12 protein-coding genes and 1 tRNA gene are annotated in these 10,358 nt (G+C 76.4%); 6 read left to right on the top strand and 7 right to left on the bottom strand.

What is annotated here, in order from left to right:
* The 3 genes from MY526_RS26520 to MY526_RS26510 all read left to right on the top strand — a co-directional run.
* Positions 1-288: LuxR C-terminal-related transcriptional regulator (locus MY526_RS26520; RefSeq protein ID WP_436705443.1), on the top strand; the 288-nt coding region annotated here is incomplete at its 5' end.
* A gap of 16 nt (positions 289-304) precedes the next feature.
* Positions 305-1,717, top strand: a complete 1,413-nt coding sequence (locus tag MY526_RS26515; RefSeq protein WP_436705442.1) for an FAD-binding oxidoreductase — start codon at positions 305-307, stop codon at positions 1,715-1,717.
* Between the two features lie 106 nt (positions 1,718-1,823).
* Positions 1,824-3,215: an FAD-binding oxidoreductase gene (locus MY526_RS26510; protein WP_436705441.1), complete on the top strand. Its 1,392-nt coding sequence runs from the start codon at positions 1,824-1,826 to the stop codon at positions 3,213-3,215.
* A 110-nt stretch (positions 3,216-3,325) separates the two neighbouring features.
* Here MY526_RS26510 and MY526_RS26505 read toward each other — a convergent pair whose 3' ends face one another.
* From MY526_RS26505 to MY526_RS26475, 7 genes are all read right to left on the bottom strand, one after another.
* Complete coding sequence (locus MY526_RS26505; RefSeq protein WP_436705440.1) at positions 3,326-3,865, bottom strand: Clp protease N-terminal domain-containing protein; 540 nt, start codon at positions 3,863-3,865, stop codon at positions 3,326-3,328.
* A gap of 2 nt (positions 3,866-3,867) precedes the next feature.
* Positions 3,868-4,101, bottom strand: coding sequence for a helix-turn-helix domain-containing protein (locus MY526_RS26500; RefSeq protein ID WP_436690632.1), 234 nt, complete (start codon positions 4,099-4,101; stop codon positions 3,868-3,870).
* 60 nt (positions 4,102-4,161) lie between these two features.
* A complete protein-coding gene (locus MY526_RS26495; RefSeq protein ID WP_436690634.1) occupies positions 4,162-4,470 on the bottom strand; it encodes a hypothetical protein in 309 nt (102 codons plus the stop codon).
* A 24-nt stretch (positions 4,471-4,494) separates the two neighbouring features.
* Positions 4,495-4,959: a YbaK/EbsC family protein gene (locus MY526_RS26490; protein ID WP_436705439.1), complete on the bottom strand. Its 465-nt coding sequence runs from the start codon at positions 4,957-4,959 to the stop codon at positions 4,495-4,497.
* A 31-nt stretch (positions 4,960-4,990) separates the two neighbouring features.
* Positions 4,991-5,956, bottom strand: a complete 966-nt coding sequence (locus tag MY526_RS26485; protein WP_436690638.1) for a zinc-binding dehydrogenase — start codon at positions 5,954-5,956, stop codon at positions 4,991-4,993.
* Between the two features lie 107 nt (positions 5,957-6,063).
* Positions 6,064-7,071: a selenide, water dikinase SelD gene (gene selD / locus MY526_RS26480; RefSeq protein ID WP_436705438.1), complete on the bottom strand. Its 1,008-nt coding sequence runs from the start codon at positions 7,069-7,071 to the stop codon at positions 6,064-6,066.
* Between the two features lie 91 nt (positions 7,072-7,162).
* Positions 7,163-7,777 carry a helix-turn-helix transcriptional regulator gene (locus MY526_RS26475; RefSeq protein ID WP_436690642.1) on the bottom strand — a complete coding sequence of 205 codons (615 nt, stop codon included), beginning with the start codon at positions 7,775-7,777 and terminating at the stop codon, positions 7,163-7,165.
* Between the two features lie 75 nt (positions 7,778-7,852).
* On the opposite strand from MY526_RS26475, the gene MY526_RS26470 reads away from it, so the two are divergent.
* The 3 genes from MY526_RS26470 to selB all read left to right on the top strand — a co-directional run.
* A tRNA-OTHER gene (locus tag MY526_RS26470) sits at positions 7,853-7,948 on the top strand.
* A gap of 38 nt (positions 7,949-7,986) precedes the next feature.
* Entirely contained in the window at positions 7,987-9,288 is a 1,302-nt protein-coding gene (selA, locus tag MY526_RS26465; protein ID WP_436705437.1) for an L-seryl-tRNA(Sec) selenium transferase, read from the top strand.
* Positions 9,285-10,358: selenocysteine-specific translation elongation factor (gene selB, locus MY526_RS26460; protein ID WP_436705436.1), on the top strand; the 1,074-nt coding region annotated here is incomplete at its 3' end. The genes selA and selB, both read left to right, overlap by 4 nt.

Raw genomic sequence — 10,358 nt, 5'->3', positions numbered from 1 at the left:
GCCGACGCCGCGCACGCGCTCGGCGTCGGGGGCGTGCTGCGGCGGGCCGGCGCGGCGCTGGCGGCCCGCGGGCTGTCCGACGCGCCGCGGGAGACCGTCCGGCGCCGGACCGCGACCGAGCGCCGGGTGCTGCAGCTCTGCGAGGCGGGCCTCGGCGTCCACGAGGTCGCGCAGCGGCTGTTCCTCACGCCGGGGACGGTGCACGCGGTCCTCGATGCCGCCGGCGGCGGGGACGAGGTCCTCAGGTTCCTCTCAAGTCCGCCGGCGGACGCTGTCGGCCAGCGATGATGGGCAGAGGAGTGCCATGACCCAGCAGCCGGCACCGGTCGCCGCCCGCACCCGGGCGGAGAGCCTGCGCGGCCTCTGCGGCGGCGCGGTGCACCTGCCCGGCGACCCCGCGTACGACATGGCCCGCTCGCCGTGGAACCTGCAGGTCGACGACCACCCGGCGGCCGTGGTCTACCCCGCCTTCCCCGACGAGGTCGCCGACGTGCTGCGCGCGGCGTCCGCCGCCGGGCTGGCCGTCGCCCCGCAGGGCACCGGCCACGGCGCCCCGCCCCTGGAGGGCCGGCTCGCCGACGCCGTCCTGCTGCGCACCTCGGCGATGACCGAGCTGTCGGTGGACGCGGGGCGCCGGACGGCGCGGGTGGGGGCGGGCGTGCTGTGGGGGGACCTCACCGAGGTGGCCGGCCGGTCCGGGCTGGCCGCGCGCCACCCGTCGTCCCCCGACGTCGGGGTCGTCGGCTACTCGCTCGGCGGCGGGATCGGCTGGTACGCCCGCGAGCTGGGGCTGCAGTGCAACGCGGTGACGGCGGTCGAGCTGGTGCTGGCCGACGGCGACGTCGTCCGCGCCACCGCCGACCGCGAGCCGGACCTGTTCTGGGCCCTCCGCGGGGGCGCGGCGCCGCTCGGCGTGGTCACCGCGCTGGAGTTCGACCTGTTCCCGCTGGCCACCGTCGTCGCCGGCTTCCTGGCCTGGGACTGGACCGCCGTCGAGGAGGTCCTGCCCGCCTGGGTCACCTGGTGCGTGTCCGCGCCCGAGCAGGCGACGACGTCCTTCCGGCTGGTCGAGGTGCCCACCACCGACGACGTCCCGGTCGAGCTGCGCGGCCGCCGGCTCGCGATGGTCGACGGCGCCGTGCTAGGGGACGACGGCACCGCCGCGGAGGTGCTCGCGCCGCTGCGTGCGCTGCGACCGGAGATCGACACCGTCGCGCGCGTGCCGGCGTCCTCCCTGGTCCGGCTGCACCTCGACCCGGAGGGGCCGACCCCGGCCTACGCCAGCAGCACGCTGGTCGCCGACCTGCCCGACGCCGCGATCGCCGCCGTCGTCGACGCCGCGGGACCGCGGTCGGGCACCCGGCTGGCCGCCGCCGAGCTGCGCCAGCTCGGCGGCGCGCTGGGCCGCCCGGACCCGGCCGGCGGCGCGCTGTCGATGCTCGACGGCCGCTTCCTCGCTCTCGGACTGGGCCTCGGGCTGCCGGACGGCGGCGACGCGGCGCACTGGGAGCGGCAGCGCGCCGACGCCGGCCGCTTCCTCGCCGCCCTCGAGCCGTGGACGACCGGCGGGCACTACCTGCCGATGCTCGACGAGCGGGTGGACACCCGGAAGGCGTTCCCGCCCGGAGTGCACGCGCGGCTGTCGGCGATCCGCCGGTCGGTCGACCCCGGCGGCCTCTTCCTCGCCGCCCACCCCGACGTGCCCGCCGGCGGCTGAGCTCCTCAAGCGCACCGCAGGTCGGCCCTCAAGGCGGCCACAGCTCGCCGTCAAGGGCCCGGGGCCACGGTTCCTCCCGTCAGAGACACCCGACCTGGAGGACACCGTGACCCTCACCCTCGACGCCCCCGTCGCCACCGACCTGGACGTCACCTACGACGCGCTCCGCGACCGCCTGACCGGCGCGGTGCACACGCCCGGCGAGGCCGGTTACGACGCCCTGGTCACCCCCTGGAACCTCGCGGTCCCGATGCGGCCGGCCGCCGTCGTCGACGCCCGCACCGCCGAGGACGTCGTGGCCGCGGTGCGCTTCGCCGGCGCGCACGGCCTGACCGCCGGCGTGCAGGCCACCGGGCACGGTGCGGAGAGCTCCCTGGCCGGTCACCTGCTGATCGCCACCAAGGGCCTCGACGAGTGCACCGTCCACCCCGAGGGCTGGGCGCGGGTCGGTGCCGGCGTCAAGTGGCTGCGGCTGGTGCAGGCCGCCGCGCCGTACGGCCTGGCCGGCGTGAACGGCTCGACCACCGACGTCAGCATCGTCGGCTACACCACCGGCGGGGGCGTCGGTCCGATGGCCCGCACCTTCGGCATCAACGCCGACCGGGTGCGCGCCTTCGAGGTGGTCACCGGCGACGGCGAGTTCCGGCGGGTCACCCCGACCGAGTACCCGGACCTCTTCTTCGCCCTGCGCGGCGGCAAGGGCGCGGCCGGCATCGTCACTGCCCTCGAGTTCGACCTCGTCCGGATGCCGACGTTCTACGGCGGCGCGATCTACTTCGACGGCGCCGACGCCGCCACCGTCGTCGACCGCTGGCGGGACTGGGCGGACGCACTGCCGGAGCAGGCGACGACGTCCTTCGTGGTGTTCCAGCTGCCGCCGCTGCCCGAGGTCCCGCCGCCGCTGGCCGGGCGCACGACGCTCGGTGTGCGGATGGTCTGGACCGGCGACCCGGCCGAGGGGGAGCGGCTGCTCGACCAGATCCGCGCCGTCGCGCCGGTGATCCTGGACGACGCGATGCTGCGGCCCTACACCGAGATCGACCACGTGCACGCCGACCCGGTCGACCCGATGCCGGTCACCGACCCGGCGATCCTGCTCCACGGCTTCCCGGCCGAGGCGGCCGAGCGGCTGTTCGCCGTCGCCGGCCCGGGCTCCGGCTCGCCGCAGCTGATGGTCGAGGTGCGGCACCTGGGCGGGGCGTACGCCCGCGAGGGCGCGCACCCGACGGCGTTCGACCACCGCGCCGCGCGGTTCAGCGTGCTGGCCGTGGGGATGGCCGCCGACCCCCGCGCCCTGCCGCACGCCGCGGAGCTGTTCGCGACCCTCGCCGACTGGGACACCGGCGGGGTGTGGCCGAACTTCGGCATCCCGCACGACGGGCCCTCGGCGCGGCGCTGCTACTCGGAGGCGACGCTGGCCCGGCTGGCCGAGATCGTGGCGACCTACGACCCGCTGGGCGTGCTGCAGGCCGGCCACTACACGCGGGCGCTGGACTGACCGGTCCGCTCCGCTCGCTCTCCCGTTGATCATGGGGTTGATGTCGGCGACACGGCCGGACACGCCGGTGGCGTCGACGTCAACCCCATGATCAACGCGGGTGTGTGCGATCAGGCAGCCTGCGTCGCGGCCAGTTCCCGCCGCAGCTCGACCGCGTCGATGCCGCGGTCGAGCACGACCTTCATCGCCAGCCCCTGGCCCTCGCGGAGCAGGCCCAGGGCGATGTGGACCTCGGTGATGCTCCTCGACTTCAGCGCGATCGCCTCGCGCAGCGCCAGCTCGAGCACCTTCTTGGCCCGCGGGGTGAACGGGATGTGGCCGGCCGAGGCGTTCCGCCGTCCGCCGGCGTCCAGCGCGCCCGGCCCGAACGCCGCCTCCACCTTGTCCCGGACGGCGTCGAGGTCGATGCCGAGCGTGGTGAGCGCCTCGGCGTCGAGGTCCTCGTTGCTGACCAGTGCGGTGACCGCCTCGACCACGACGGGGTGGGTGAGCCCGTGCCGGGCGAGCACCTGCGCGGTGGGGGTGCCGGACTGCGCGATCAGCGCCAGCAGCAGGTGCTCGGTGCCGATCGATCCGTGCCGCAGCAGCCGCGCCTCGTGCTGCGCGCCGACGACGACCTCGCGGGCGTTGCTCGTGAACCGTTCGAACACGTTCAGTCCTTCCGCCGGAGCGGCCCACGGCCGCGCGCGTACTTCTTGTGCACCGCCTGCCGGGTGACGCCGAGCAACTGGGCGATCTGCTCCCACGTCCAGCCCTGGTCACGGGCGTTGTCGACCTGGAGTGCCTCGAGCCGCTCGACCAGGGTGCGCAGTGCCCGGACGGCCTTGAGCCCGACCGACGGGTCCCGGCTGCTGGCGGCGGATGCCACCTGTGCTGTGTCCGCCATGGCAGTCAACATAGGTTGACTCGTCCTGCGCTGTCAACTCACTTTGACGCCATTGTCCGCTCAGGCCCCGTCGTGGACCGCGTAGTGGGTGACGGTGACGTCGCGGTCGACCAGGTAGCGGTCGTCCTCGGGGTAGAAGCGGGCCACCTCGACGTCGTCGCCGGCGAACCCGCGGACGGCGTCGAGCGACGTCCAGAAGCTCAGCGTGACCACCTCGGTCCGCCCGTCGCCCAGGTCGCGGGTGAGCATGTGCGCGGCCACGTTCCCGGGCGTGGACCGGTAGTGCGCCATCCCGGTCTGCTCGATGTAGTCGACGTAGGCGTCGCGGTCCTCGGTGCGGACCACGCCCCGCCAGATCCGGGCGATCACCTCGGCTCCTCCCTCCGGCGCGGGTCAGGCGACGGCGGCCTCCTCGCCGCCGGTCAGCCGCACCAGGTCGGTGTAGGTCACGGAGAACATGGTGTGGTGGTCGCCGCCGCCGGCCCAGAGCAGCGGGTGCGCGGCCAGGTCGACGTCGACGACCGTGCGCAGCGGCGCCGGGTGGCCGGTGGGGGCGACCCCGCCGACCTCCTGGCCGGTGGCGGCGGTGACGAACTCCGGCGTCGCGCGGCGGACCCGGGCCGCGCCGACCAGCGCCGCGACCTTCGCGGTGTCCACCCGGTGCGCGCCGCTGGCCAGGACGAGCAGCGGAGCCCCGTCGGCGTCGAAGACCAGGCTGTTGGCGATCGCCCCGACGGCGCAGCCGAGCACCTCCGCGGCGACCGCCGCGGTGGGCACCGGCACGTCGAAGCGGCGCACGTCGGCCGCGATGCCCGCCGCGCGCAACGCGGCGACGCCCCGGTCGGCAGGAGCGCTCATCGGGTCCTCCGGTCGGCTCGTCGCTGCCCGCTCACGTCGTGAAGACGATCTTCCCCGCGGTCCGGCCCTGCTCCATCCGCTCGAAGCCCTCCCGCGCCTGCGCCAGCGGCAGCTCGACGTCGATCACCGGGCGGACGCCGGTGACCCGGCACATCTGCACCAGCGACTCGAGCTCCCCACGGGTGCCCATCGTCGAGCCGATGACCGACAGCTGGGTGAAGAAGACCCGGTTCAGCTCGGCGCCGGGGTTGTAGCCGGTCGTGGCGCCGGAGGTCACCAGCACACCGCCGGGGCGCAGCGACTTCACGCTGTGCGCCCAGGTGGCCTCGCCGACGGTCTCCATGACGCCGTCCACCCGCTCGGGCAGCCGCGCGCCGGTCTCGAACGCCTGCTCCGCGCCGAGGGCGAGCGCGGCCTGCCGTTTCTCCTCGCTGCGCCCGGTCACCCACATCCGGAACCCGGCGGCGCGGCCGAGCGACACCAGCGCGGTGGCGACGCCGCCGCTGGCGCCCTGCACGAGCACCGTCGCCCCCGGCCGCAGCCCCGACTTCACGAACAGCATCCGGTAGGCGGTGAGCCAGGCGGTCGGGAGGCAGGCGGCCTCGGCGAAGGACAGCTCGGCCGGCTTGGGCACCAGGTTGCGCCGGGGGACGGCGACCCGCTCGGCCAGCGTGCCCTGGTGCAGCTCGGAGAAGAGGCTCCGCTTGGGGTCGAGCGTCTCGTCGCCGGTCCAGCCGGGACTGGCGACGACGCCGTGCACGACCACCTCGTTGCCGTCCTCGTCGAGACCGGCGGCGTCGGTGCCGAGGATCATCGGCATCCGCTCCTGCGGCAGGCCCACCCCGCGCAGGCTGAACAGGTCGTGGTGGTTCAGCGAGGCGGCCTTGACCTGCACCGTCGTCCAGCCGTCGGGCGCCTCCGGCTCCGGGCGCTCGCCGATCTCCAGTACGGAGAGCGGGTCCTTCGGGGCGGGCGTCGAGACGAAGGCAGCCAGCATGCCCGGACCGTAACCGAGGTCACCCCGGCCCGGCGACGCGGCCTCCCACCTGCCGCTTTCCGCGGAAACCGCCGCTGGTCGCTTTCCGCGGAAACCGACGGGTGGGGTCAGCGGACCACGACGACGTACTCGCCGCGCGGCACGAACTCGCCGATCACCGGCGCGCCGGGGACTTCACCGGCCAGCAGCAGCCCGCCGGAGGTCTGCGCGTCGGCCAGCAGCAGCGCCTCGTCCTCCGGCACCGCCGACAGGTCGGTGTGCGGGCGCACCCAGTCGAGGTTGCGGCGGGTGCCGCCGGAGACGAAGCCGTCGCCCAGCGCTGCGCGGGCCCCGGCCAGATAGGGGACGGCGGCCGCGTCGACCACCGCCGTCACCCCGCTGGCCCGGGCCATCTTGTAGAGGTGCCCGAGCAGGCCGAAGCCGGTGACGTCGGTGCCGGCGCGGATCCCCGCCGTCACCGCGGCGCGGGCGGCGTCCCGGTTGAGCGCGGTCATCGAGGCGACCGCCTCCTCCGACACCTCGCCGGTGGCCTTCATCCGGCTGTTGAGCACCCCGACACCCAGTGGCTTGGTCAGCGACAGCGGTGTCCCCGCGACGGCGGCGGAGTTGGTGATGAGCCGGTCGAGGTCGACGACGCCGGTCACCGCCATCCCGTACTTGGGCTCGGGGTCGTCGATCGAGTGCCCGCCGCCGACGTGGCAGCCCGCCTCCTGGGCGACGTCGAGACCGCCGCGCAGCACCTCGGCGGCGAGTTCGGCCGGCAGCACGTCGCGCGGCCAGCCGAGCAGGTTCACCGCGACGACGGGGGTGCCGCCCATCGCGTAGACGTCGGAGAGCGCGTTGGCCGCGGCGATCCGGCCGAACGTGTACGCGTCGTCGACGACGGGGGTGAAGAAGTCGGTGGTGAGCACGAGACCCTGACCGCCCGCGATCCGGACGACGGCCGCGTCGTCGCCGTCGTCCAGCCCGACGACGAGCTCGGCGGCCGGCTCCCGCGGGCCGGTGGCGGTCAGCCCGGCGACGACGGCCTCGAGCTCGCCCGGCGGGATCTTGCAGGCACAGCCGCCGCCGTGGGCGTACTGGGTGAGCCGGATGCGGGTGGGCGCGGTGGTCACGGACCGACCGTAGCCGCCGGCGGAGGGCGCATCCCTCGACGTCCCGCCCCGTGGGCGTGAGCACGGGCGGAGCCCGAGGGGAGGCGCCGGCTCAGGACCGGCCGCCCGGCAGCGCGACCAGCCGCGGGCGGTCCGACCCCTCGGGAACGGCTGACAGGACCGGGTCGGGAGCCGGGGGACGACGGTGCAGCGCCCGCCCGGCGGGGTGGGCGGACGACGGCGGGACACCCAGACCGGACAGGTCACGGCGCTGCGCGGTCTCGGCCGTGAGCTGGACCTGTTCGATGCGGTCCTCCCGGAACCAGCGGGGCGCCTGCCGCTCCCGGCACCAGGCCACCAGGAACCAGTGGTCGTTGCTCCGGACCAGCAGTTGGGGCTCCACCGTGCGGCGGGAGGCGTTCCCCTTGCCGTCCCGGTAGCGGAGGACCAGCACACGGCGCTGCGCCACGGCCTGCTCGACGAGCGCGCGGAGCTCGGTGGCGTGGCTCGCCTCGGCGCTGACCCACAGGCTGGTGGCGAGCAACCGGGCGCGGCGGCCCGCGTCGGGCTCCAGGGCGCCCAGGACCTTCTCCAGCGCGCCCCGGCCCGCCTCGGCGTACGGGCCGTCGGGCTGGGCGGCGAGCGCGGCCGCGATGGCCGCGGCCTCCTCGGGGGTGAGGGTGACCGGCGGCAACGTCGCGGCGGGGCGGACCTCGGTGCGCTTCACGCGGCGGATGCTGGCAGGGGGTACCGACAGTTCCCGGCGAGGAGCCGGACGGCGCGCGCACGTACGCTGTCCCGCGGAGGCGTCAGGGCGCCTGGTGGCCCCCGCGGCCTCTAAAGCCGACGTGGCCGAGCAGCTCGGTCAGGCGGGTTCGATTCCCGTCCGCCTCCGCCATCCACCCGCGCGCGGGTCGGCGCATACGCTCCCGGGCGATGAGCGCCGACCCGCGGCGGCAGGTGCCCCGCACCGACACGCTGCTCGCCGACCCCGCACTCGCCGCCGCGGCCGAGCGGCTGGGGCGGCCGCTGGTCAAGGGCGCCGTCCAGGAGGTCCAGCAGCGGATCCGCGCGGGCGCCGTCGCCCCCGACGAGGCGGTCGCCGCCGTGCTCGCCGGACTGCCGTCGACCGCGGGCAGCCTGCGGCCGGTCCTCAACGCCACCGGGGTCCTGGTGCACACCAACCTCGGCCGGTCCCCGCTGTCGCCGGCGGCGGTCGAGGCGATCGCGGCCGCCAGCGGGACCACCGACGTGGAGCTCGACCTGCGCACCGGCCGCCGCGGACCGCGCGGGGAGGCGGCGATCGCCGCGCTGCTCGCGGCCGTGCCGGCGGCCGAGGCGGCGATCGTGGTCAACAACTGCGCCGCCGCGCTGGCGCTGGTCGCCACGGCGCTGCGCGGGGACCTGCTCATCGCCCGCGGTGAGCTGGTCGAGATCGGCGACGGCTTCCGCATCCCCGAGCTGCTGGCCGCCACCGGGGCACGGCTCCGCGAGGTCGGGACGACCAACCGGGTGACCCTCGACGACTACCGCGACGCGGTGGGCGAGGAGACCGGCGCGGTGCTCAAGGTGCACCCGTCCAACTTCGTCGTCCGCGGGTTCACCCGGGCGGTGCCGGTGGCCGAGCTCGCCGCGGCGCTGGCCGGCAGCGGCGTCCCGCTGGTGGCCGACGTCGGGTCCGGGCTGCTGCGACCGCACCCGGCGCTGCCCGACGAGCCGGACCTGCAGGGCACCCTCGCCGACGGCGCCGACCTGGTGCTCGCCAGCGGGGACAAGCTGCTCGGCGGGCCGCAGGCGGGGCTGGTCCTGGGCCGGGCGGACCTCGTGCAGCGGCTGCGCCGGCACCCGCTGTACCGGGCGCTGCGGGTGGACAAGACGACCCTGGCCGCGCTCGAGGCGACGCTGCGCGGCCCCCTGCCGCCGGTGCAGGAGATGCTCGCCGCCGACGTCGCGGGCCTGCGCCGCCGGGCCGAGGCCCTGGCGGCCCGGTTCGCCGCGGCCGGCCTGGACGCCGTCGCGGTGGACGCCGAGGCGCGGGTCGGCGGGGGAGGCGCGCCGGAGCACCCGCTGCCGAGCGCGGCGGTCTCGCTGCCCCCCGGGTACGCCGAGGCACTGCGGGCGGGCTCCCCGCCGGTGGTCGGGTACGTCGCCGGCGACCGCACCCTGCTCGACCTGCGCAGCCTGCCGCCCGCGGCCGACGACGCGCTGGCCGGCGCGGTGCTGGCGGTCGGCAGATGACCGGCATGGACGTGACCGGCATGGACGTGATCGCCACCGCCGGGCACGTCGACCACGGCAAGTCGACGCTGGTCCGCGCGCTCACCGGCATGGAGCCCGACCGCTGGGAGGAGGAGCGCCGCCGCGGGCTCACCATCGACCTGGGCTTCGCCTGGACGACGCTGCCGTCGGGACGGCGGCTCGCGGTCGTGGACGTCCCCGGCCACGAGCGGTTCATCGGCAACATGCTGGCCGGCGTCGGCTCGGTGCCCGCCGCGCTGGTCGTCGTCGCGGCGGACGACGGCTGGTCGGCGCAGACCGCCGAGCACGTCGCCGTCCTCGACGCCCTCGGGGTGCGGCACGCGCTGCTGGCCGTGACCAAGGCCGACCTCGCCGACCCGGCGCCGGTGCTCGCCGACGTGCGGGAGCGCCTGGCCCGGACGTCGATGGGCGAGGTGCCCGCGGTGGCGGTCAGCGCGGCCACCGGCGCGGGGGTGCCGGAGGTGGCGGCGGTCCTGGAGACGGTGCTGGCCGGGCTGCCCGCCCCCGACCGGAGCGCGCCCGTGCGGCTCTGGATCGACCGCGCCTTCCCCATCAAGGGCGCCGGCACCGTGGTCACCGGCACGCTCGCCGCCGGCACCGTCGCCCCCGGCGACCGGCTGACGCTGGGCGACCGCGAAGTGGGGGTGCGCGGCGTGCAGTCCCTCGGCCGCCCGGTCGAGCGGGCCGAGGCGACCGCGCGGGTGGCGCTGAACCTGCGCGGGATCGCCGTCGAGGACCTCGACCGCGGCGATGCCCTGCTCACCCCGGGCGCCTTCCGCTCCACCGCCGACGTCGACGTCACCCTCGCTCCCGGGGCCTGGGACGAGGACCGGCTGCCGGCCGAGGCCGTGGTGCACATCGGCTCGGCGGCGGTCGGCGCGCGGCTGCGTCCGCTGGAGGGGACGGCGGTGCGGCTCCGGCTGGCCACCCCGCTGCCGCTGCGGGTGGGCGACCGGCTGCTGCTGCGCGACCCGGGGGCCCGCCGGGTGGTGGGCGCCGACGTGCGCGACGTCGACCCGCCGGAGCTGCGTCGCCGCGGCGCGGCCCGG

Origin of the sequence: Geodermatophilus sp. CPCC 205761, from assembly GCF_051383655.1 — a bacterium.
In the GTDB taxonomy this organism is placed as follows: Bacteria; Actinomycetota; Actinomycetes; order Mycobacteriales; family Geodermatophilaceae; genus Geodermatophilus.
Note: the sequence above shows the minus strand (reverse complement) of the source record. Positions and strands in the feature narration are given on the sequence as shown.

Excerpts from the sequence above, each read along its gene's own strand:
- MY526_RS26515 (WP_436705442.1), top strand. The coding sequence starts at position 305 with ATGACCCAGCAGCCGGCACCGGTCGCCGCCCGCACCCGGGCGGAGAGC.
- MY526_RS26500 (WP_436690632.1), bottom strand. The coding sequence starts at position 4,101 with ATGGCGGACACAGCACAGGTGGCATCCGCCGCCAGCAGCCGGGACCCG.
- MY526_RS26490 (WP_436705439.1), bottom strand. The coding sequence starts at position 4,959 with ATGAGCGCTCCTGCCGACCGGGGCGTCGCCGCGTTGCGCGCGGCGGGC.
- MY526_RS26485 (WP_436690638.1), bottom strand. The coding sequence starts at position 5,956 with ATGCTGGCTGCCTTCGTCTCGACGCCCGCCCCGAAGGACCCGCTCTCC.
- selA (WP_436705437.1), top strand. The coding sequence starts at position 7,987 with ATGAGCGCCGACCCGCGGCGGCAGGTGCCCCGCACCGACACGCTGCTC.